The sequence below is a fragment of the Paracoccus haeundaensis genome (genome assembly GCF_006239215.1).
GTDB lineage: Bacteria > Pseudomonadota > Alphaproteobacteria > Rhodobacterales > Rhodobacteraceae > Paracoccus > Paracoccus marcusii.
The window spans coordinates 1-21593 of sequence record NZ_VDDC01000017.1; the positions used below are offsets into that span (position 1 = coordinate 1).

The following is a 21593-nucleotide window of genomic DNA, read 5'->3' on the forward strand; positions in this document are numbered from 1 at the left end:
CCGAGCGAGCCGCACGGGCGGCCGCCGCCGCACGGGCGGGGGCGGCGCTGCCGGGCTGGTCGGACACCGCGCGCGTGGCGGGCGGCGTTCTGGACGCGCTGGACTGACTTGCGGGGCGCGGCCCGCGCGTGCATCACTGCCCCGCAACCACGGAGGCCGCGATGAAATCCCTGTTCCACCTTGCCATCCATGTCACCGACCTGGACGCGGCCCGTCGCTTTTATGGCGACATCCTGGGCTGTGCCGAGGGTCGGTCCACCGACACCTGGGTCGATTTCGACTTTTTTGGCCACCAGCTGTCGCTGCATCTGGGCACGCCCTTTCCCACCACCCGCACCGGTCGGGTGGGCGATCACATGGTGATGATGCCGCATCTGGGGGTCGTGCTGCCGCTGGCGGATTGGCTGGCCTTGGCCGACCGCCTGGCCGCGGCGGGCGTGTCCTTCGACATCCCGCCCCAGATCCGCTTCGAGGGCCAGCCGGGAGAGCAGCGGACGATGTTCTTCTTCGACCCCTCGGGCAACCCGATCGAGGTCAAGGGCTTTGCCGATTTCGACGGTCTGTTCGCGTCCTGACCGTCAGTCCGGGTGGCGCGGCAGGTGCAGTTCCGCCGCAAGGCCCGGCAGCATGTTGATCAGCTCCAGGCGCCCACCCGCGGCCTCGGCGATGTCGGTGACGATGGCCAGACCGATCCCCTGACCGTCCCCGCCCTGGTCCAGCCGCACGCCGCGCTGCGCCAACCGCGCCAGCTCGGCATCGGGCACGCCCGGCCCGTCGTCGCGGATGATGACGGCCGTCCGATCGTCATCCGCACGCATCCCGACCCACACCCGCGACTGCGCATGGCGGGCCGCGTTTTCCAGCAGCGCACCCAGGGCCTCGGTCAGGTCGTCAGGGTCTATGCGCAGCGCCACCGCCTGCGGCAGGTCGACCTGCCAGTCCAGCCCGGCACCCGCGGGTGTGCGCCGCAGCACCTGCACCAGCCGGGCGACGATCGGGGCGGGATGCGCGCGGGCCTGCGCGGCGTCGGTGCGGATGCGGGCGCGCGCCAGTTCCCGGTCGACATGGCGGCGCATCACGGTGACGACATGTTCGATGCTGTCGGCCTGTTCGGTCCGTCCCAGATCGCGCAACGCCTCGGCATCGCCCAGCAGCGCTTGCAGCGGCGTCTTGAACCCGTGCGCCAGATCGCCGGCGCGGTGGCGCGCACGATCCAGCTCTCGGTCGCGGTCGTCCAGCAGATGGTCCAGCTGGCGGGCCAGGGGCGCGACCTCGGAGGGCAGATCGTCGCCCAGGCGCCGCCTGCGCCCCTGCGCCAGCCCGCGCAGATGCGCGCCGACCTGGGCCAGCGGGCGCAGGCCAAGCGTGACCTGGACGAAGGATGCCGCCAGCAACAGCGCTGCCAATCCCGCCAGCCAGGGGACAAGGTCGCGCAGAAAGGCCGCGCGGGCCTGCGCGGAATCCTCCATGTCCTCGGCCACGATCAGGCGGATGGGGGACGCGGTCGCGCCCTGCCCGATCAGCACCTGCTGATCCAGCGCCAGCAGGCGCTGGTCGCCCGGCCCGTCCAGCTGCAGCACCCGCCCCTCGCCCGGCGGCGGCGCATCCGCGGGCACAGGCAGCGTCACGTCCCACAGCGACCGCGACCGCAGGGGCTGGTCCCCCAGCCACACCTGCCAGTAATGTCCCGAGAATGGCAGCTGCCACGACGGGTTGCGGGGCTGATCGCGCATCTGCGGCGGCGTGCCGGGTTCGATCACCGACAGCAGAACAAGCGCCCGATCGCGCAGGTCCGACACGGCGACGCGCTGGACATGGCGGTCGAACAACACCGCCAGCATCGTCACCGACAGCGCCATGACCAGCAGGATGGTCGCCCCGCCCAGCAGCATCAGCCGCAGGCGCAGCGACAAAGGCCTCATGCACCGCCCTCCAGCAGATAGCCGAAGCCGCGCCGCGTCGCGACGATGCCCGGACCCAGCTTGCGGCGCATGCGGGTCACGACCGCCTCCAGCGCGTTGGCCTCGCGCGCGTCATCGTCGCCGTAAAGGTGCTCCAGCAGTTCCGTGGGCGAGACGACGCGGTCGCGGTGAACGGCCAGATGCGCGATCAGGCGGAACTCCAGCGGGGTCAGCGGGACCGGCACGCCATCGACCAGCGCCGTCATGCGGTTCAGATCGACGGTCAGGCGGCCCGCCTCGATCCGCGGTTCGGCCCGGCCGCCTGCCCGGCGCACCAGGGCGCGGGCCCGTGCCACCAGCTCCTCCATGCGGAACGGCTTTGGCAGATAATCGTCGGCACCGGCCTCGATCCCCTCGACCCGCTCGGTCCAGGCGCCCCGTGCGGTCAGGATCAGCACGGGCGAATCGCACCCCTCGGCCCGCCAGCGTTTCAGCACGGTCAGACCGTCCAGGTCGGGCAGCCCCAGGTCCAGCACGATCAGGTCGTACCCCTCGGTCCCGCCCCGGAACCAGGCGTCCTGGCCCGATGCGGTGCCGTCCACGCGGAACCCGGCCGCCGTCAGCGCCCGGCCCAGATCGGCGGCGATCCGGCTGTCATCCTCGACCACAAGGGCGCGCATCAGTCGTCGTCTTCCTCGTATCCCAGAATCGCCCCCGTGCGGGCGTCCAGCTCTATCTCGATCAGGCGGCCCTCGGGGGTCAGCACCTCGATCTCATAGAGCCACAGGCCGTCCTCGTCTTCCAGCTCGACCTCGACGATGCGGCCGGGATGGCGCGCCTCGATCCGCGCCAGGATCTGTTCCAGCGGCAGCATGTCGCCGCGGTCCACCGCCTGGCGGGCGGTCTCGTAATCGGGGGCGATCGGCTGCGCCGCAAGGGTCAGCGGCAGCAGGATCAGCATCAGGCTGGACAGGGATCGTTTCATTCCCGCGTCCTAGCACGGCCAAGCTGACAGCCCGCTGACAGCCCCCGTCAGCCGGCTGTCAGCGGGCCCGTGATATGGCGATTCGCACAGGGCCGCCGCATGGGAGGCCGACAACATGAAAGGATCGCTTGAATGGCACGCTATAACGGAACCTCGGGTGCGGACCGGATCAACGGCAGCGCGTTGGCCGACCTGATCTATGGGCGCGACGGCAACGACGTGCTGAATGGCAACCGCGGCTTCGACCGCATCTGGGGCGAGAACGGCAACGACGTGCTGAACGGCGGCGCGGGCAATGACAGCCTGGCAGGCGGTGCGGGCAACGACCTGCTGCGCGGCGATGACGGAAACGACGATCTGTGGGGCGGCTTCGGCTTCGACACCCTGTTCGGCGGCCGGGGCGACGACGAGTTGGAGGGCAATCAGGGCAACGACCTGCTCTATGGCGGTCAGGGCCGGGATGACCTAGAGGGCGACGGCGGCAATGACCGGCTGTTCGGCAACGAGGGCAATGACGAGATCGAGGGCGACGACGGCGCCGACATCCTGCACGGAAACCAGGGCAACGACACGCTGGACGGCGGTCGGGGCAACGACATCCTGGCCGGGGGGATCGGCGCCGACCGGTTCGAATTCGACCTGGGCGACGGGCGCGACCGTATCGTCGACTTCCAGAACGGCCTGGACCGGATCGAGATCGACGACCTGGATCGCGGCCAGGTCCAGCGCGCCATCAACGGCGCCGTGCAGCAGGGCGGCGACACGATCCTGACAGTGAACGCGTCCACCGTGATCGTGCTGGAGGATTTCAACCGGGCCAACCTGGACCTGAACGACTTCACGTTCTGATCCGGACGGGGGCGCGTGGTGCGCCCCCGTTTAGCCCCAGACGGCTTGGAACTCGCGCCATTCACGCGCGCCCATGCCGGCATTTTCCTGCGTGACGACCTCTCCGGCCAGGCGCCGCCGCAGCGCATCGGCGGCTTGCGCGGACAGGTTCACGGCATTCATCCGGTAATCCTGGAATGCACCAAAGGCGGCGGGCACCCAGTCGCGGGTGATGTCGCACATGATGTCTGCATAGGCCCGGATCTCGTACTGGGCATGGCTGTCGGCGCGCAGGCGCAGGAAATGCAGCAGGTTGTGCAGATCCACCTTCCAGTACCACTGGGTATAGATGTTGGCGGGCAGGTTCATGCGCGCCAGTTCCCGTGCCAGACCCTGCTGCCCCTCCTGGCTCAGCATCGCCTCATAGCTGTCATAGCTGCGCATTGCGTCCTCGCGCAGCAGGTCCAGCACGCGCTGCGCCTCGGCGCCCTGCAGCACCTCGCCCCGGCCCTGGTGGTTCTGCGACGACTGCGCGGCCAGATGCTCGGGCGCGGGGATATAGAATTCCCGGTCCAGGATCGAATAGCGGCCGGAATACTCGTTCACGTTGGCGGTGCGGTGACGGATCCACTGGCGGGCCACGAAGACCGGCAGCTTGACGTGGAACTTGACCTCGCACATCTCGAAGGGCGTCGAATGCCAGTGCCGCATCAGATAGCGGATCAGGCCCTCGTCGTTCTGCACCGACTTGGTCCCTTTGCCATAGCTGACGCGCGCCGCCTGACAGATTGCCGCGTCGTCGCCCATGTAGTCGATGACCCGCACCAGCCCGTGATCCAGAACCTGATGCGCCACGTACAGGTGGTTCTCCATCCCCTCGGACACGGCGCGCAGCGTCTGGCGAGGCGTGGCGCGCTGGCTGTCGATCTCGGCCTGCTGTTCTGGTGTCAGGGGCATGGTCATCCTTCCGGGCGGTTCCGGCCTCCTTTGACACGCGGCGCGCTGTCGATCAACCGTTCTGGAACCACATCGCAAGCTTGCAGATTGTCCCGCTGCATGACAGCTTGCCCGCCCATCCGAACAGGAGACCCCATGAATATCCGCTATCTGCACACGATGGTCCGCGTGAAGGACCTGGACAAGACGATGGACTTCTTCCGCCTGCTGGGGCTGGAGGAAATGCGCCGCATCGACAACGACAAGGGCCGCTTCAGCCTGGTGTTCATGGCGCCTCCGGGCCAGCCGGAATGCCCGGTGGAACTGACCTACAACTGGGACGGCGATGACGGCCTGCCCTCGGACAGCCGCCATTTCGGCCATCTGGCTTACCGCGTCGGCAACATCTACGAGATGTGCCAGAAGCTGCAGGACGCCGGCGTCACGATCAACCGCCCCCCGCGCGACGGCCACATGGCCTTCGTGCGCAGCCCGGACAACGTGTCGGTCGAGCTGCTGCAGGAAGGCGATCACCTGCCCCCGCAGGAGCCGTGGTCCAGCATGGAGAACACCGGCACCTGGTAAGGCGCCAGGAAAAGGCACACCCGGCCCCGCAGGGCCGGGTTCAATTCAGTAGATATAGCGGATCTGCTCGGTCCAGAACCGCTCGATGCGGCGGCATTGCAGGTTCACCTGATCCAACGGCGGATCCTCCAGCACGCCCGACATGGCCAGCCCTTCGGCGTGGCGGATGAACAGGCGCTGCACTAGGTCGCGCACCGCTTGGCCCTCGGCCGTCAGACGCACCCGGACCGAGCGTCGGTCCATGTCGCAGCGTTCGTGATGGACATAGCCCATCGCGACCAGCTTCTTCAGATTGTAGCTGACGTTCGATCCCTGATACATGCCGCGCGACCGCAGCTCTCCGGCAGAGACCTCGGCCTCGCCCAAGTTATACAGGATCATGGCCTGGACCGGGGTCAGGTCGCCCCGGTGCAGTCGTTCGAATTCGTCCTTGACCAGATCCAGCATCAGGCGGTGCATCCGCTCCAGCAGCTGCAGGGATTCCAGATAGGCGTCGGTCATGTCCGACAGGGGCACGTCCAGGGCCGTGGGATCGACTGTCGGATGCTGTTCGCGGGGTGCAGGTGCAAGCATGGCTTCGGGATGTCCTGTCCTGTTCGTCATGACCCCTCAATGACAGAGAAAAGACAATCTTCGGTTAATTGCCGCCTCTTCCTGCGCCAGGAATGCCGAAATTTTTAGCGATCGGCCGCAAAGCGGGTCGCGGCATGTCGCGCGATCCGATCCAGAATCGGGGTCAGCATCTGCGGTGCCTCGCGGGTGGGACCGTCGCCGATCCGCGCGGTGACCCACAGGTACAGATCCTGATCGTTCTCGGCCAGCATGCGTTCGTACAGGTCTAGATCGGGGCCGGACAGCCCGGACAGGCAATCATCGGCGAAGCGGCCCAGAATCAGGTCCATCTCCTTCATGCCGCGTCGCCAGCTGCGCATGTGCAGACGTTTCAGGCGGTTCTCGGGGGTTTCCAGCGTATCAGCCATGCGACAGTGCTTCCTCCAGACGGTCCACGCGAGCGGCGGCCTCGGCCAGCAGGCGGCGCAGATCGGCCAGCTCGGCACGCAGGGCCGCCCCCGCGCTTGCGTCTTGCGGTCCCGCGCCCTGCCCCGTCAACAGCCAAACCGGCGAGACGCCGGTGACCGTGGCGATCCGTCCCATCAGGCTGGCCGTCGGTTCGGCCTGATCGACCTCCCACCCCTCCAGCGTCTCGGGGCGCAGGCCAAGCGCATCGGCCATGGCGGCAATGTCCAGGCCCGCGCCTTCGCGCGCGGCGGTCAGGCGGTCGCCAAGGGTCGCCACCGGTTCGGCATAGCTGTCGATCATGTCTCTCGTCCTTGTGAGGGCGTGCGGCGCAGCGTATGCCATGCGGGCCGACAGTTCAAACCGACAGCAGCAAGGTGTCTCATGGCGTTCATCTCGGACCGGCTGGCCCGCATCAAACCCTCGCCCACCATCGCGATGACCACCCGCGCGGCGGACCTGCGCGCACAGGGACGCGACATCATCAGCCTGTCCGCCGGAGAGCCCGATTTCGACACCCCGGAAAACATCCGTGACGCGGCAAAGGCCGCGATCGACGCGGGCCACACTCGTTACACCGCCGTGGACGGCACGCCGTCCCTGAAACGCGCCATCGCCGACAAGTTCGCGCGTGAGAACGGGCTGGACTATGCGCCTGCCCAGATCACCGTCGGCACCGGCGGCAAGCAGATCCTCTACAATGCGCTGATGGCCACGCTGGACGACGGCGACGAGGTGATCGTGCCGGCCCCCTATTGGGTCAGCTATCCCGACATGGTCTTGCTGGCGGGCGGCACGCCGGTCGTCGTGGAATGCGACCAGGCATCCGGGTTCCGCCTGACCCCCGACGCGCTGGAGGCCGCGATCACCCCGCGGACCAAGTGGCTGATCCTCAACTCGCCCTCCAACCCGTCGGGTGCGGGCTATGACCGGGCGCAGATGGCGGCGCTGTGCGATGTGCTTCTGCGTCATCCGCAGGTGTGGGTGCTGGCCGACGACATCTATGAGCACCTGGTCTTCGACGGCTTCGCGTTCTGCACCCCCGCACAGGTCGAACCCCGGCTGAAGGACCGCGTCCTGACCATGAACGGGGTCAGCAAGTCCTATGCCATGACCGGCTGGCGGATCGGCTATGGAGCGGGCCCCGAGGCGCTGATCAAGGCGATGGCCAAGCTGCAGTCGCAATCGACCTCGAACCCCTGCTCGATCAGCCAGTACGCCGCAGAGGCCGCGCTGACCGGGCCGCAGGATTACATCACCGACAGCCGCGCGGTGTTCCAGCGGCGGCGTGATCTGGTCGTGGCCGGGCTGAACGCCTGTCCGGGAGTGGACTGCCCGGTGCCGCAGGGGGCGTTCTACGTCTATCCGTCGATCGCCGGGCTGATCGGCCTGACCAGCGCCGGGGGCACCCCGATCGACAGCGACGAAGCCTTTGCGAACGCGCTTCTGGACGAAACCGGGGTCGCGGTCGTCTTCGGCGCGGCATTCGGCCTGTCGCCGCATTTCCGTATCTCCTACGCCACCAGCGACGCCGTGCTTCAGGACGCGATGGCACGCATCCGCCGCTTTTGCGAAGGCTGCAACTGACCGGTCCCGGCTTGCGTTGAACCCATGAAAGCGAATGCAAGAAGGAGCTGACCATGCTGCCCCACAATGCCCTGGTCGTCGTTGCCGACGGCCACTCTGCTACCCTGTTCCGCAATACGGCCAAGTCCGGGCTGGAACTGTCGGAAACGACCAAGGTGACGCAGGAGAGCCTGTCGGGTGACGGCGCGCAGATCGACGAGGGGTCGCCCCGGGATGACGAGGAGGCGACCTTTGCGGCCCAGTTGTCGCGTCACCTGAACGCGATGGTGCTGAAGAACAAGTTCGAGGATATCGCGATCATCGCGGACCCGTCGACCCTGGGCGTCATGCGCAAGCACTATCACAAAGAACTGCAGCTTCGCCTGCGCAAGGAAGTCGCCAAGACGCTGACGAACTCCGACATCCAGACCATCCAGAACAGCCTGTCCTGAAGACCCCGGACAGACCAAGGGCGCCCCGCATCACGGGGCGCCCTTTCGCATCAAAATATGCCCAGAACGTACAGGATCACGATCACGACGACCGGAACCCCCAGAAACCACGCAACAAGACCCTTCATCACCATCTCCTCACATTGTGTTGATGTGGAACGGCAAAGAACGCGGCGCGGTTCCCGTCACAGGGCGGTCCAGCCCCCGTCGACGCTGATCGTGGTCCCGGTGATCTGGGCCGCGGCGTCGCTGCACAGGAAGACCGCCGTGTCGCCCAGCTGATCGGTCGTCGCGAACTCCTTGGACGGCTGGCGTTCCAACAGGACCTTTTCGATCACCTCATCCCGGCCCATGCCGTATTTCTCCATCGTGTCCGGGATCTGGCTTTCCACCAGCGGCGTCAGCACATAGCCCGGACAGATGGCATTGGCGGTGATCGCCTCGCGCGCGGTTTCCAAACCCGTGACCTTGGTCAGACCGACGATACCGTGCTTGGCCGCGACATAGGCCGACTTGTAGGGGCTGGCCGTCAGTCCGTGGGCCGAGGCGATGTTGATCACCCTGCCCCATCCCGCCGCACGCATCAGCGGCAGGGCCGCCGCGGTGGTGTGGAAGGCGGACGACAGGTTGATCGCGATGATCGCGTCCCATTTCACGGCCGGGAAATCGGGGATCGCCGCGACGTGCTGGATGCCGGCATTGTTGACCAGGATATCGCAGGCGCCGGCCTTTTCGATCAGCGCGCGGCAGTCGTCGCCCTTGGACATGTCGGCCCGGATATAACGGACCTTGACCCCGTGTTCGCCGGACATGCCTTCGGCCAGCGCGTGATCCTCGTCCGTGTCGCTGAAGCTGTTCAGGACCACGTCCGCGCCGGCGCGCGCCAGCCTGCGGGCCACGCCCAGCCCGATGCCAGAGTTGGATCCGGTGACGACGGCGGTCTTGCCCTTGAGGAATTTCTCGAACATCGGCTGCTCCTTGACGGCCCCGAAAGGCGGTTTGCAGGTGCAGCATGGGCAAAAAAAAACGCCCGCACAAGGCGGGCGCAAGTTATGAGGCAGGTTTCATACAGGCAAGAAACCTATCGAGCAGTGCCCTATTTATACGCGAGGAACCGCGCGAGTCCAACAGCGATCTTGCCACCTTGGTTGACGCCCCCCGGTCAAGCCTGTTGATAATGCGGCCAAACAAGAAACGACCGGGCGGCAGGCAATGCGAATCTTCGAAAACCTTAACAAATCCGCGATCAGGGGGGCTACCTTGGGTCTGCTGACCCTGACGGGCGGTGTTGCATCTATGCCGCTGGCAACCCTTGCCGAACCTGTCCATGGCATTGCAATCTATGGAGAACCTGCCCTGCAACAGGGCTTTGCACATTTGCCCTATGCTAACCCGGACGCGCCCAAGGGCGGTACGATTCGGCTGGCGGAACCGGGCGGGTTCGACAGTCTGAAACCTTGGGTGCTGAAGGGCAATGCCGCATGGGGCGTGGGCGTTCACGTGACAGAGTCCCTGATGATGCGGTCGATCGACGAGCCGTTCACCCTTTACGGCCTGCTGGCCGAGACGATCGAGGTCGCGCCCGACCGGCACTGGGTCGAGTTCACCCTGCGCGAGGAGGCGCGGTTTTCCGACGGCAGCCCGGTCACCGTCGACGACGTGATCTGGTCCTATGAGACGCTCGGGACACAGGGCCATCCCCGCTATCTGGCGGCCTGGTCGCGCGTCGACAGGATCGAGGCTACGGGCCCCCGCAGCGTACGCCTGACCTTCACCGAACCCGACCGAGAACTGCCCCTGCTGATGGGGTTGCGTCCGATCCTGAAGAAGGCCCAGTGGGAGGGGCAGGATTTCGCCGCCTCCTCGCTCGAGGCCCCGATCGGCAGCGGCGCCTATGTCGTCGATCAAGTCGAGCCGGGGCGGTCGATCAGCTTTCGCCGCAACCCCGACTATTGGGGCCGCGATCTGCCCCTGATGGCGGGGGTGAACAATTTCGACGTCATCCGCTATGACTATTTCGCCGATGCCAACGCGATGTTCGAGGCGTTCAAGGCCGGTGCCGTCACCGTCTGGCGCGAGTTGTCGGCGCAGAAATGGGCCAGCGAATACGGCTTTCCGCTGATGACGGACGGACGCGCGGTCCAGGCAGAGATCCCGAACGAACGCCCGTCGGGCATCGTCGGCCTGGTGATGAACACGCGCAACCCGGCCTTCGCCGATTGGCGCGTGCGGCAGGCGCTGATCGAGATGTTCAATTTCCGTTTCATCAACCAGACCCTAAACGGCGGTGCCGATCCCCGGATCACGTCCTATTTCTCGAACTCGGTCCTGGCGATGCAGGACGGGCCGGCGACGGGGCGCGTGGCGGAACTGCTGGCGCCCTTCGCGGCCGACCTGCCGCCCGGCACGCTGGACGGCTATACCCTGCCCGAAGGATCGGACCGCGCGATGGACCGCGCGGGTGTCCGCCGCGCGATGGCGCTGATGGCCGAGGCCGGCTGGACGGTTCAAGACGGACAGCTGAAGAACGCGCAGGGCCAGCCCTTCGCCTTCGAGATCCTGCTGAACCAGAACGGCACCGCGATGCGCAGCGGGTCCGAGGTTCAGCAGATCGTGAACATCTATGTCGAGGCGCTGCGCCCCCTGGGGATCACCCCGCGCATCACCCTGCTGGATTCCGCGCAGTACATCGAGCGCACGAACAACTATCAGTTCGACATGACATGGTACGAACGCGGCCTGTCGCTGTCGCCGGGCAGCGAACAGCGCCTGTACTGGGGCCGCGACGGCGTATCCACGCCCGGCAGCCGCAACTGGATGGGCATCGACAGCCCCGCGGCCGAGGCGATGATCGACGCCATGACGGCCGCCGACACGGCCGAGGATTTCACCGCCGCGGTCCGGGCGCTGGACCGCGTGCTGACGGCGGGGCGCTATGTGATCCCGGTCAGCTTTTCGCCGATCTCGCGGCTGGCCCATGCCGCGGATCTGAAATACCCAGAGGAAATACCCATGTACGGGGACTGGCCGGGCTTTTTGCCCGAAGTCTGGTGGCAGGAGACGAACTGATGCGAATGTTTTGGGTTACTGTAGCGGCTTGCACGATGCTGGCCGGTTGCAACACCGTCGCCGGTGTCGGCGAGGACATTACAGGGACGGCGCGCTGGTTCCAGGGCAGCCTTCCGACAGGAGGTTATTGATGAAGTGGCACCATGTTCAGGAAAACTGGGCGGCCTTCTATGAGGCGATCATCGACAAGTGGCCCGAGGCCGAGGACACCGAGCTGGACGAGATCGACGGCGACCAGCGCGCCTTCATCGCCTATCTGGTCGAGGTGACCGGCCAGGAGCCCGCCGAGATCCGCGAAGAACTGCGCGAATGGCTGGTCGGAGAGATCCCGTCGGACGTCGTGATGGACCCCGTCCATGACAACCACTCGATCGCGCTGTCGTCCAAGTTCGTCAACGAGGGCGAGGACGAGTTCTCTGACGATTCGCGCTTTGGCGACGACGACAGCGACAAGGACGACTGAGAGGGCGTCCGCCCCCTATCCCGCGGCGGGGCGGCCGATGCCGCCCAGCTTGCCCATGTGCCGCGCCAGCAGCACATAGATCACCCCGTACAGCGCCGCGACGATCAGGCCGACCCACTGGATCTCGAACGGGGTGAAGACATAGGCGCCGACCAGCCCCAGCTGCAGCAGGAAATGCAGCGGATAATAGCGCCGGTCCCCCAACGTCTCGCGCGACCAGTTCAGGTTCGTCGAATACAGCCGGATCAGGCTGTCCAGAGAGTTCACGACGAAGACCACACCGACAGCGATCATGAACCAGTTCAGCCAGCCGGGGATCACGATCCCGCCCTGGTGATAGACGAACAGCACGCTGAACCACAGCCCCAGGGGGATCGCCGGCAGGGCCACCATCGCCAGTGCCAGCTGCCAGACCCTCAGCCCGCCCACGAAGCGCGCGACGAACTGGCCGATCATGATCGACCAGGCGAACCACCAGAACAGATAGAATTCGTGGTAATCCGAAATGGGCGTGGCAAAGCGCGGCAGATGCGCGAAGTACCCGCCCAGCAGGCCGACGCTGTCGAAGAAATCGCCCAGACCCACGCGGCTGTAGACGAAGGCGATCATCGCCAGTGCGGTGAAGGCCAACATGCCGAACCCATAGCTGGAGATGATGGCCAGCCACTTCATCACCGCCATGTTGCCGCTGGACAGGACGGCGGTGGCGATCACCACCACGACCAGCGCCCAGACCGCGCCCTGCGGCAGGTCCGGGGCATAGGTCGGCAGGTTCGACATGAACAGATAGCAGGTGAACGAACAGGTCGCGATGACCGTCAGGTTGTAGACCCACTTGACCGCCGGGATCTGGAACAGCTGCAGGCGCGGCTCCAGCGCGATGAAATAGAAGGTGGCCACGAAATACATCAGCCAGACCAGCGGCCCCCACATGCCGAATTCCACGGCCAGGGCATTGGTGAACCCGAAGGCGGGGTCCTCCTCATAGATCGGGAATTCCGCAAGGGGCAGCATGACCAGGCCCATGTCCAGTCCGGCGGTGAACAGCAGGGCGATCAGGGTGAACAGGCCGACGGGCTCTTCGCCCTGCAGCCGCAGGCGGGGCCAGCGGATCAGGACGAACAGCGCGCAGGCCAGCACACTGAGATAGGCGACGGTGATGATTGGCGTCATGGGCGCAATCCTCCTTAGACAGATGAACGATCAGCGCCACAGTGCAGCCGGGCATGTGGCCCGCTGTACGCGCATGATCGCAGCCAAGCGGCTGCACGTTTCTTTGATACTCTAAGGATGCTTTATATTGAGTGACGGGTCAATCAACAAATGCAATGCGTGTCTATCCGGCACCCGAACGCCTATTGTGCGCAAATGGCTGCAACCGTGGCTTGAGATTTCACAAAGCATCTGCGACATGCTGCGCCTCATACCCATCCCGTCCATGGCCAAGGGGACGATCTGATGTCCAGCAGCCTGAAAATCGCCGTCGGCAGCATCTTTGTCGGCTTGATCGTGCTTGGGCTGAAGACCCTGGCCTGGTACCTGACCGGGTCGGTGGCGCTGCTGTCGGACGCGCTGGAAAGCATCGTGAACGTGGCGACCGCGGTCGCGGCGCTGGTCGCGATCTCGGTGGCGCAACGACCGGCGGATCAGTCGCATCCCTATGGCCATCACAAGGCCGAATTCCTCAGCGCCGTGCTGGAAGGGGTGCTGATCATCGTGGCCGCCTTGCTGATCCTACGCGAGGCGTGGCACGCCTTCCAGAACCCGCGCGAGATTCAAGCCGTCGGCATGGGCATGGCCATCAACGCCAGCGCGGGCGTGCTGAACGCGATCTGGTGTAGCATCCTGATCCGTCAGGGGCGGCGGCTGCGCTCTCCGGCGCTGGTCGCGGACGGCAAGCACCTGCTGACGGACGTGGTGTCGTCGGGGGGCGTCCTGCTGGGCGTGGGGCTGGCGGTGGCGACCGGCTGGTCGATCCTGGACCCGGCGCTGGCGATGCTGGTGGGGGTGAACATCCTGTGGTCGGGATGGAAGGTCATGGCGTCGTCCGTCTCCGGCCTGCTGGACGAGGCCGTGCCCGAAAAGACGCTGGTGACCATCCGCGACATCATCTCGGACAAGGCCAGCGGCGCGCTGGAGGCGCATGACCTGCGCACGCGTCATGCGGGCGCCGTCACCTTCATCGACTTTCACCTGGTCGTGGACGGCCAGACCACCGTGTCCGACGCCCATGACATCTGCGATCGGGTCGAGGCCAGCCTGAAGGCCAAGCTGCCCGACGCCCAGATCACCATCCATGTCGAACCGGAACACAAGGCCAAGCATTCCGGCGTTCTGGTGATCTGACCCGCCGCCGGGCGCCGTCAGGCGGCCAGGCGCACCCAGACCGGGACGTGGTCGCTTGGCTTTTCACCGGCCCGCGCATCGCGGTCGACGCCCGTTTCGATCATCAGGTCGGCCGCTTGGGGCGACAGCAGCAGATGGTCAATGCGGATGCCGTTGTCACGCTCCCACGCGCTGCCCTGATAGTCCCAGAAGGTGAACGGCCCACGCGTGGCCCAAGGGTCGCGGATGCGCACCGCATCGGTCCAGCCCTGGTTCACGATGGCCCGGAACGCCGCCCTGCTTTGCGGCAGGAACAGCGCATCCTCGGTCCAGCGGTCGGGATGGGCGGCGTCGCGCGGCTCGGGAATGATGTTGTAGTCGCCCAGCATCACCACCGGCAACTCCGACGCCAGCAATTCCGCCGCGCGCAGGCGCAGGCGTTCCATCCATGCCAGCTTGTAGTCGTATTTCGGCCCCGGCGCGGGGTTGCCGTTGGGCAGGTACAGCCCGGCGATGCGTACCGCGTGGGTGCCTACCACGGTCGCCTCGATATAGCGGGCCTGCTCATCGGCATCGTCGCCGGGCAGGCCGCGGGTCACGTCCTCCAACGGCAGCCGCGACAGGATCGCCACGCCGTTGAAGCCCTTCTGGCCGTGGGTTTCCACCTGCCATCCCAAGTCCTGGAAATGCTCGCGCGGGAACCCCTCGTCCACGGATTTGATTTCCTGCAGCACGACCAGATCGGCATCGGTCGAGGCCAGCCAGTCGGTCAGGGCCTGCACGCGGGCCTTGACGCCATTGATGTTGAAGCTTGCGATTTTCATGGGCGGCATCTTTAGCGCCGCCTGCGCGTTTGGCAACACGAACCGGAAAGGGGCCGCGATGATCCGACTGCTGATCCTGCTGATGGTCCTGCCCGTGGCGGCCGCCGCGCGCCCGGTCACCGGGCTGCTGTAAAAGGCCAGTTCCCTGCCCGCGACGATCCCCCTGCAGGTCCGCGCCCCGGCCGACATGGATCATGCGATCATCCTGACGGATGACCAAGGCGCGCCCGTCATCAGCGGCTATCTGCGCGGCGGCGCGGTCCTGCGGCTGCTGGTGCCGCCGGGAGATCACCGCCTGAGGGTGGCCAGCGGGCCCGCGCAGGACTGGCAGGGTCTGCCCGACATGTTCGGCGCGCCTGCCATCGCGTTGCCGCAGCCCCTGCCCTTTTTCATCGATGGCACGCGGCGCGAGGGGCAATCCATCATGCTGTCGAAAGACGGTGACGGCCTGCGGATCACCGACCGGCAGAACCGTGTCATTTGTCAGAACGCCGGATGGGACAGCACGCGCGTCGTCAAGACGCTGCCCTCGGGAACGCAGTTCCGTTATGTGGAACAGCGGCTGGACCCGCGCAGCATCCCCTGCGACTAGATCGAGAAGCTGGTCCCGCAGCCGCAGCTTGCCGTGGCGTTCGGGTTCTCGATCACGAAGCGCGCGCCGATCAGCTCGTCGGTGAAGTCGATGACCGCCCCCGCCAGATAGGGCAGCGACACCGGATCGACGACGACCTTCTGTCCCGATTTCTCCAGGATCAGATCGTCGGTCTCGGGCGCGTCCAGGCGGATGTCGTACTGGAACCCGGAACATCCCCCGCCCAGCACCGCAATGCGCAGCGGCACCGGGTCCTTGCCCGCATTGATCTGGGACAGGCGGTCAAAGGCGCGGTCGGTCACTTTGGGCGGCAGGTTCATGGGGCGTTCCCGTTTTCGTCTGGTCGCATCAAATATAGGGTCCGCCGGGTGAACCCGCAAGGAAGGCTGACCCCGTGACCGCACTCGCGCCCTACGCCTGCCATCCGCAAGACAGCCGCGGGCGATTGCAGGACGAAAGCCTGTCCACCTTCCGGTCGCCCTGGCAACGCGACCGCGACCGCATCATCCATTCCAGCGCTTTCCGTCGGCTGAAACACAAGACCCAGGTCTTTGTCGAACATGATGGCGAAGGCTATCGCGGCGATTATTTCCGCACCCGCCTGACCCACACGATCGAGGTCGCGCAGGTCGCGCGCACCATCGCCGGGGCGCTGAACCTGAACACCGACCTGGCCGAGACCGTGGCCCTGGCCCATGATCTGGGCCACCCACCCTTTGGTCATACCGGAGAGGACGCGCTGTCCGCGCTGATGGCGCCCTATGGCGGCTTCGACCACAACGCGCAGGCGCTGCGCATCGTCACCAAGCTGGAACGCCACTATGCCGATTTCGACGGGCTGAACCTGACCTGGGAAAGCCTGGAAGGCATCGCCAAGCACAACGGCCCGGTGACCGGCCCCCTGCCCTATGCCCTGGCCGAGGTGAACGCGCTGTGGGATCTGGAACTGCACACCAATGCCAGCGCCGAGGCGCAGGTGGCGGCGGTGGCCGACGACGTGGCCTACAATCACCACGACCTGCATGACGGGCTGCGCGCGGGCCTGTTCACCGAGGACGATCTGGCGGAACTGCCCGTGATCGGCCCGGCCTTTGCCGAGGTCGACCGCCTGTATCCCGGCCTGGACCCCACGCGGCGCCGCTACGAGGCGCTGCGCCGCGTCTTCGGCGTCATGGTCGAGGACGTGATCGCCGTTGCCCAGAACCGGCTTGCCGGGCTGCAGCCGCGATCGGCGGACGACATCCGCGCAATGGACGGGGCGATCATCCGCTTTTCCAAGCCGCTGTACCAGAACATCAAGGCGATCAAGTCCTTCCTGTTCCAGCGCATGTATCGCGCGCCCTCGGTGGTCGTCGAACGCACCCATGTCACGCAGATGCTGAACGACCTGTTTCCGCTGTACCTGGATCATCCCGACCGCCTGCCCGACCAGTGGCGCGACGCGGCCATGCGCCTGAACGATCCGACCGAACGCGCGCGTCTTGTGCTGGATTACGTCGCAGGGATGACCGACCGCTATGCGATTGCGGAACATCAACGTCTGATTCAGCCACAGTCCTGAACCTTGGATGGTGTTGCTGCGTTGGGCGGGCAACACTGACCAAGGAAAAGGATGGATCACATGATTACCCGCACCGGATCGGCTGAATGGACTGGCGGCCTGAAAGAGGGCAAGGGCCAGGTTTCGACCAAGTCGGGCGCGCTGTCGGCGCAGCCCTACGGCTTCAACACCCGCTTCGAGGACAAGCCCGGCACCAACCCCGAGGAACTGATCGGTGCCGCGCATGCGTCGTGCTTCTCGATGGCGCTGGCGATGATGCTGGAGCAGGAAGGCATTTCGGGCGTGTCGATCAAGACCAAGTCCGACATCTCGATGGACAAGGAAGGCGACGGTTTTGCTGTCAAGAAGGCCCACCTGACCACGACCATCACCGCTGATGCGGACCAGGCGAAGATCCTCGAGGTCGCCGAAAAGGCCAAGGAAGGCTGCCCGATCAGCAAGCTGCTGAATGCCGAAATCACGATGGACGCATCGGTTTCCTGATGCGCGTCCGGGTCGGTCACGAGTTCCGTATCAAGGTCGAGCAGCCGACCCCCCTCATCTGCCTTGTCGCCCCCGAGGCGGCACGGCACGACGATTTCACAGCCCCCGAACAGGTCACGACCAATCCTCATGTCGACGTGCATGAGTATCGCGATCTGTTCGGAAACATCTGCCGCCGCATGGTCGCCCCTGCGGGCGAATTTGTCCTTCGCGGGGATGTGACCCTGAATGACGACGAAATGTGGGACGATGTCGATTTCGCGGCCCAGGAAACGCGGGTCGAGGATCTGCCCGACGATGCGCTGATCTACCTAATGGCGTCCCGCTATGTCGAAAGCGACGTTCTGTCCCAGCAGGCCTGGGACCTGTTCGGTCATCTGCAACCGGGCTGGGGCCGTGTCCAAGCGGTGCTGGACCACGGTCACAAGGTGCTGACATTCGACTATGGCACGGCGTCGGTCTTTCGCACTGCCCATGATGCCAGCAAGGGCGGCATGGCCGTCTGCCGCGATTTCGCGCACCTGGCACTGGCCTATCTGCGGGCGCTGAACATCCCGGCCCGCTATGTGAACGGCTATGTCGGCGATATCGGCGTGCCCAAGGTCGATGCGCCGATGGATTTCGCCGCCTGGATCGAGGTCTACCTATCTGGCCGCTGGTGGACGTTCGACCCGCGCAACAACGAACGCCGCCTTGGCCGCGTCGTCGTCGCACGGGGTCGCGATGCCGCCGATGTGGCGATGCTGGCCAGCTTTGGCCCGCATCAGCTGTTAGACTTCACCGTCTGGTGCCACCCGGTCGACGAGACCGGGCAGGAGTTGGACGGTATGGCCTTCGGTCAGGAGACGCGGCGCTAGACCATCATCTCCTTGGTCGCGGTCAGCCTCAGGTCCGGGTGATCGCGACCGATCCGGTCGATGTCCCATTGCAGGCGGGTCAGATAGACCAGATCGCCGTCATGGTCATGGGCCAGATGCGCCTTGTTCGTTTCGGCAAAGGCATCGACCACCGATTTGGCGCCACTGACCCAACGGGCGCTGGTGAACTGGCTACCCTCGAACCGCACCGGGATGCCGTATTCCAGCTCGATCCGGCTGGCCAGCACCTCGAATTGCAGCGCGCCCACGACGCCCACGATGAAGCCCGATCCGATCGCGGGCTTGAAGACCTTGGCGGCCCCCTCCTCGGCGAACTGCATCAGCGCCTTTTCCAGATGCTTGGCCTTCATCGGGTCCGTCGCGCGCACCGTCTGCAGCAGTTCGGGCGCGAATGACGGGATGCCCGTAAAACGCAGCGTCTCTCCCTCGGTCAGGGCGTCGCCGATGCGCAGCTGGCCATGGTTCGGAATGCCGATGATGTCGCCGGCCCAAGCCTCCTCGGCCAGTTCGCGGTCAGCGGCCAGGAACAGGACCGGGTTCGACACCGCCATCGGTTTCTTCGTGCGGACGTGGACCATCTTCATGCCACGTTCGAAATGCCCCGATGCCAGCCGAACGAAAGCCACGCGGTCGCGGTGCTTGGGATCCATGTTGGCCTGAACCTTGAACACGAAGCCGGTCACGGTGTTCTCGTCCGGGGAAATCTCGCGCTCGGCACTATTCTGGGGCTGCGGCGGCGGGCCATAGGTGCTGATGCCCTGCATCAACTCCTGCACGCCAAAGCTGTTGATCGCGCTGCCGAACCAGATGGGCGTCATGTGCCCCTCCAGGAACGACCGATGGTCGAAGGTCGGCAGCAGCTCGCGGGCCATCTCGACCTCCTCGCGCAGCTTGGCCAACAGGTCGGCGGGAACATGATCGGCCAACCGCGGGTCGTCCAGCCCTTTCATCGAGATCGACTGCGCCACCTTGTTGCGGTCGGCCCGGTCCATCAGTTCCAGCCGGTCGCCCAGCATGTCATAGCAGCCGATGAATTCTCGCCCCACGCCGATCGGCCAGGATGCCGGTGCCACGTCGATGGCCAGGTTCTCCTGGATCTCGTCGATGATCTCGAACGTATCGCGGGATTCGCGGTCCATCTTGTTGCAGAAGGTCAGGATCGGCAGATCGCGCAGGCGGCAGACCTCGAACAGCTTGCGGGTCTGCGATTCGACACCCTTGGCCCCGTCGATGACCATGATCGCCGCATCCACCGCGGTCAGCGTGCGATAGGTATCCTCGGAAAAGTCGCTGTGGCCCGGCGTATCCACCAGGTTGAAGCGATGTCCGTCAAAATCGAACGACATCGCCGACGCGGACACCGAGATGCCGCGATCCTGCTCCATCTTCATGAAATCCGACCGCGTGCGCCTCGCCTCGCCCTTTGCGCGCACCTGCCCGGCCATCTGGATGGCGCCACCGTACAGCAGGAACTTCTCTGTCAGCGTTGTCTTGCCGGCATCGGGATGCGAGATGATCGCAAAGGTCCGGCGGCGGGCGATTTCGGGTGGAAGCTGGGGGCGGTTTGTCATGCCGACGCTTTATCCTGCGCGCGCGTCCGACGCAATTCCCGGCATCATGCCGCCAATGGCGCGAATTGTCTGCATCCGGTTCTTGAACCCGCGCGTCCTTGTCGCATGATCAACCGCGAAACGGACGAGGGCGCAGATGGACGGATCATGGGACCAATTGATGCGGCTGCTGTCCAACCGCGGCCTTGAATGGCTGCGCCAGCGTATCATGGCCCTGCCCGATCCCTGCCCGCTGGATCATTCCGACATCGGCGCGCTGGCGCTGGTGGGACAGATCGCGCCGGTGCTGTCGGGCCTGCGCGGGCGCATCTCTCCGATCGAGGTGATCGTGCTGCGTCGCTTGACGCCCGATCTGGTTCGCCAGGGCGCCTTGCGCGTTCTTGACGGCGCGCGGGACGATGCGCTAGTCCGCCTGACGCTGGCGGGCGGTCTGGTCGCCCAGACCGACCCCCTGTGGCAGCTGGCCTGCGAGGCGCTGGCCGACGACCCCGCCCTGCCCCTGCCGCACAGGTTGGCGCTGTCCGACGACCCCGTCCTGTTGGCAGAGGCCGAGGCCGCGCTGACGACGCCCCCGACCTCGATCACCCCCGATCACGTGGCACAGGTGGCGCAGCTGCTGATGCAGCTATATCATCATGGCGCGCGGCGTCCCCGTCTGTCCCATCCGCGCGCCTATACGCTGATCTTCGACCACCTGAAAATGCTGGCAACCTGGGCGCAGGGCGCGGGATGCACGGGGTCGGTTGCCCGGATCGCGTTCTGCCTGAGGCTGCTGGACGACGACCACCCGGTGGCGGACATGCTGTCCGACCTGATCCAGGTCCAGCGGCCCGACGGATCATTTCCCGTCAGGCTGGGTTTTGCGACCGCGGACCAGGCATTCGCGGATGCGGTCCAGCCGACGGTCCATGTGGCGATGGCGCTGCACATGGCAGCGTGGAAACGCTGGCGCGGTCCCGCGCCCGTCTGGCTGCAGCCCCATCCCGTCCAGGCCACCGCCCGCCAACTGGCCGACCGGATCGCCGCGATGGACATTCCCAAGGCGCAGGCCCTGCACGCGGCTACCAGCCTGACCCGCGCGACCGGAGAGAACTGGTTCGCCCGCCTGTCCCCCGCGCGCCAGGCGGTGTCCGATGACCTGACCCGATTGGGGCGCATCTGCTTTCGCGACGCAGTCGCGGCCCGGCATCTGCGCGCATGGCTGGGCCTGACACGTCACGGTGACCGCCCGTCCGGCCTGGACGGACCCGAGGCCGCCTGGCTGACCGGGCGCATCGTTGCCATCGCGACCCCCCTGCCGGATGCCGTGATGCGGCTGTGGGACCGCGCCGCGCTGGCCGGTGACGTCGCGGCCTTCACCGACTGCGCCCGCATCGCGCAGCATCACGCGGACGGCCCGGCCAGCCCCGCAGTCCGCGCCATGACCCGCCGCCTGTGCGTCGAGGCGCTGACGCAGGATGCGCCCCTGCCCCGGATGCTGGACAGCCTGGATCGCCTGACTCTGCTGTCCCGCCTGTTCGAACCGGAAGCCAAGGCCGCGGCCGCCGCCTGATCGCG

General features: G+C 66.0%; 26 protein-coding genes. 14 read left to right on the forward strand and 12 right to left on the reverse strand.

From position 1 onward, the window contains the following. The first annotated feature begins 161 nt into the window (after positions 1 to 161). Positions 162 to 575: a VOC family protein gene (locus tag FHD67_RS10690; RefSeq protein ID WP_139598691.1), complete on the forward strand. Its 414-nt coding sequence runs from the start codon at positions 162 to 164 to the stop codon at positions 573 to 575. 3 nt (positions 576 to 578) lie between these two features. Here the strand turns inward: FHD67_RS10690 and FHD67_RS10695 are convergent, their stop codons facing one another. From FHD67_RS10695 to FHD67_RS10705, 3 genes are read right to left on the reverse strand one after another with little or no spacing between them, the layout of a single operon-like run. After that, positions 579 to 1922, reverse strand: coding sequence for a sensor histidine kinase (locus tag FHD67_RS10695; protein ID WP_139598692.1), 1344 nt, complete (start codon positions 1920 to 1922; stop codon positions 579 to 581). Continuing rightward, the gene (locus FHD67_RS10700; protein ID WP_045981723.1) at positions 1919 to 2581 is read right to left on the reverse strand and encodes a response regulator; all 663 of its coding nucleotides are present in this window, start codon (positions 2579 to 2581) and stop codon (positions 1919 to 1921) included. The genes FHD67_RS10695 and FHD67_RS10700 overlap by 4 nt, the downstream gene beginning before the upstream one ends. After that, on the reverse strand, positions 2581 to 2886 hold the full coding sequence (locus tag FHD67_RS10705) for a PepSY domain-containing protein (protein ID WP_052715076.1): 306 nt from the start codon (positions 2884 to 2886) through the stop codon (positions 2581 to 2583). The genes FHD67_RS10700 and FHD67_RS10705 overlap by 1 nt, the downstream gene beginning before the upstream one ends. A 132-nt stretch (positions 2887 to 3018) precedes the next feature. On the opposite strand from FHD67_RS10705, the gene FHD67_RS10710 reads away from it, so the two are divergent. Further along, entirely contained in the window at positions 3019 to 3735 is a 717-nt protein-coding gene (locus FHD67_RS10710; RefSeq protein WP_084693635.1) for a calcium-binding protein, read from the forward strand. Positions 3736 to 3765: 30 nt separating this feature from the next. Here FHD67_RS10710 and thyX read toward each other — a convergent pair whose 3' ends face one another. Then, entirely contained in the window at positions 3766 to 4671 is a 906-nt protein-coding gene (gene thyX, locus FHD67_RS10715) for an FAD-dependent thymidylate synthase (RefSeq protein WP_045999591.1), read from the reverse strand. Positions 4672 to 4806: 135 nt separating this feature from the next. Between thyX and FHD67_RS10720 the strand changes: the two genes are divergently transcribed. Then, positions 4807 to 5235: a VOC family protein gene (locus tag FHD67_RS10720; RefSeq protein ID WP_045998986.1), complete on the forward strand. Its 429-nt coding sequence runs from the start codon at positions 4807 to 4809 to the stop codon at positions 5233 to 5235. A 45-nt stretch (positions 5236 to 5280) separates the two neighbouring features. On the opposite strand, the gene FHD67_RS10725 is transcribed toward FHD67_RS10720, so the two are convergent. The 3 genes from FHD67_RS10725 to FHD67_RS10735 form a co-directional block, all read right to left on the reverse strand. Continuing rightward, positions 5281 to 5736, reverse strand: a complete 456-nt coding sequence (locus tag FHD67_RS10725; protein ID WP_127899388.1) for a MarR family winged helix-turn-helix transcriptional regulator — start codon at positions 5734 to 5736, stop codon at positions 5281 to 5283. A 176-nt stretch (positions 5737 to 5912) separates the two neighbouring features. Continuing rightward, a complete protein-coding gene (locus FHD67_RS10730) occupies positions 5913 to 6215 on the reverse strand; it encodes a succinate dehydrogenase assembly factor 2 (RefSeq protein ID WP_246071279.1) in 303 nt (100 codons plus the stop codon). Then, positions 6208 to 6555 (reverse strand): helix-turn-helix domain-containing protein, encoded by a 348-nt coding sequence (locus FHD67_RS10735; RefSeq protein WP_042249702.1) that lies wholly within the window; start codon positions 6553 to 6555, stop codon positions 6208 to 6210. Before FHD67_RS10735 ends, FHD67_RS10730 begins: the two co-directional genes overlap by 8 nt. An 81-nt stretch (positions 6556 to 6636) precedes the next feature. Between FHD67_RS10735 and FHD67_RS10740 the strand changes: the two genes are divergently transcribed. Together FHD67_RS10740 and FHD67_RS10745 are read left to right on the forward strand one after the other, a co-directional pair. After that, positions 6637 to 7839 (forward strand): pyridoxal phosphate-dependent aminotransferase, encoded by a 1203-nt coding sequence (locus FHD67_RS10740; RefSeq protein WP_139598693.1) that lies wholly within the window; start codon positions 6637 to 6639, stop codon positions 7837 to 7839. A 53-nt stretch (positions 7840 to 7892) separates the two neighbouring features. Beyond that, entirely contained in the window at positions 7893 to 8270 is a 378-nt protein-coding gene (locus FHD67_RS10745; RefSeq protein WP_139598694.1) for a host attachment family protein, read from the forward strand. Between the two features lie 185 nt (positions 8271 to 8455). Here FHD67_RS10745 and FHD67_RS10750 read toward each other — a convergent pair whose 3' ends face one another. Next, positions 8456 to 9238 (reverse strand): 3-hydroxybutyrate dehydrogenase, encoded by a 783-nt coding sequence (locus FHD67_RS10750; protein WP_139598695.1) that lies wholly within the window; start codon positions 9236 to 9238, stop codon positions 8456 to 8458. Positions 9239 to 9482: 244 nt separating this feature from the next. On the opposite strand from FHD67_RS10750, the gene FHD67_RS10755 reads away from it, so the two are divergent. After that, on the forward strand, positions 9483 to 11339 hold the full coding sequence (locus FHD67_RS10755) for an extracellular solute-binding protein (protein ID WP_139598696.1): 1857 nt from the start codon (positions 9483 to 9485) through the stop codon (positions 11337 to 11339). Between the two features lie 130 nt (positions 11340 to 11469). Beyond that, a complete protein-coding gene (locus tag FHD67_RS10760; protein ID WP_045981713.1) occupies positions 11470 to 11802 on the forward strand; it encodes a hypothetical protein in 333 nt (110 codons plus the stop codon). Between the two features lie 15 nt (positions 11803 to 11817). Here FHD67_RS10760 and FHD67_RS10765 read toward each other — a convergent pair whose 3' ends face one another. Further along, positions 11818 to 12975: a choline transporter gene (locus FHD67_RS10765; protein WP_045998981.1), complete on the reverse strand. Its 1158-nt coding sequence runs from the start codon at positions 12973 to 12975 to the stop codon at positions 11818 to 11820. Positions 12976 to 13260: 285 nt separating this feature from the next. Between FHD67_RS10765 and FHD67_RS10770 the strand changes: the two genes are divergently transcribed. Beyond that, positions 13261 to 14148 (forward strand): cation diffusion facilitator family transporter, encoded by an 888-nt coding sequence (locus tag FHD67_RS10770; protein ID WP_045981711.1) that lies wholly within the window; start codon positions 13261 to 13263, stop codon positions 14146 to 14148. Positions 14149 to 14165: 17 nt separating this feature from the next. On the opposite strand, the gene xth is transcribed toward FHD67_RS10770, so the two are convergent. Further along, positions 14166 to 14951 carry an exodeoxyribonuclease III gene (gene xth, locus FHD67_RS10775; protein WP_045981710.1) on the reverse strand — a complete coding sequence of 262 codons (786 nt, stop codon included), beginning with the start codon at positions 14949 to 14951 and terminating at the stop codon, positions 14166 to 14168. On the opposite strand from xth, the gene FHD67_RS21065 reads away from it, so the two are divergent. Both FHD67_RS21065 and FHD67_RS10780 read left to right on the forward strand, forming a co-directional pair. Beyond that, positions 14950 to 15084: a hypothetical protein gene (locus tag FHD67_RS21065; RefSeq protein ID WP_281282452.1), complete on the forward strand. Its 135-nt coding sequence runs from the start codon at positions 14950 to 14952 to the stop codon at positions 15082 to 15084. The two genes, xth and FHD67_RS21065, sit on opposite strands and share 2 nt — an antisense overlap. 54 nt (positions 15085 to 15138) lie before the next feature. Continuing rightward, complete coding sequence (locus FHD67_RS10780; protein WP_139598697.1) at positions 15139 to 15543, forward strand: hypothetical protein; 405 nt, start codon at positions 15139 to 15141, stop codon at positions 15541 to 15543. Here the strand turns inward: FHD67_RS10780 and FHD67_RS10785 are convergent. Continuing rightward, on the reverse strand, positions 15540 to 15863 hold the full coding sequence (locus tag FHD67_RS10785) for a HesB/IscA family protein (protein ID WP_045981709.1): 324 nt from the start codon (positions 15861 to 15863) through the stop codon (positions 15540 to 15542). The two genes, FHD67_RS10780 and FHD67_RS10785, sit on opposite strands and share 4 nt — an antisense overlap. 74 nt (positions 15864 to 15937) lie before the next feature. Here FHD67_RS10785 and FHD67_RS10790 point away from each other — a divergent pair, with 74 nt between their 5' ends. From FHD67_RS10790 to FHD67_RS10800, 3 genes are read left to right on the forward strand one after another with little or no spacing between them, the layout of a single operon-like run. Continuing rightward, positions 15938 to 17104 (forward strand): deoxyguanosinetriphosphate triphosphohydrolase, encoded by a 1167-nt coding sequence (locus FHD67_RS10790; protein ID WP_045981708.1) that lies wholly within the window; start codon positions 15938 to 15940, stop codon positions 17102 to 17104. Between the two features lie 60 nt (positions 17105 to 17164). After that, positions 17165 to 17587, forward strand: a complete 423-nt coding sequence (locus FHD67_RS10795; protein ID WP_045999588.1) for an OsmC family protein — start codon at positions 17165 to 17167, stop codon at positions 17585 to 17587. Next, a complete protein-coding gene (locus tag FHD67_RS10800) occupies positions 17587 to 18444 on the forward strand; it encodes a transglutaminase-like domain-containing protein (RefSeq protein ID WP_139598698.1) in 858 nt (285 codons plus the stop codon). Before FHD67_RS10795 ends, FHD67_RS10800 begins: the two co-directional genes overlap by 1 nt. Here FHD67_RS10800 and FHD67_RS10805 read toward each other — a convergent pair. Then, complete coding sequence (locus tag FHD67_RS10805; RefSeq protein ID WP_045998977.1) at positions 18441 to 20036, reverse strand: peptide chain release factor 3; 1596 nt, start codon at positions 20034 to 20036, stop codon at positions 18441 to 18443. The two genes, FHD67_RS10800 and FHD67_RS10805, sit on opposite strands and share 4 nt — an antisense overlap. Positions 20037 to 20196: 160 nt before the next feature. Between FHD67_RS10805 and FHD67_RS10810 the strand changes: the two genes are divergently transcribed. Then, positions 20197 to 21588 (forward strand): hypothetical protein, encoded by a 1392-nt coding sequence (locus FHD67_RS10810; RefSeq protein ID WP_139598699.1) that lies wholly within the window; start codon positions 20197 to 20199, stop codon positions 21586 to 21588. Positions 21589 to 21593: the final 5 nt, after the last annotated feature.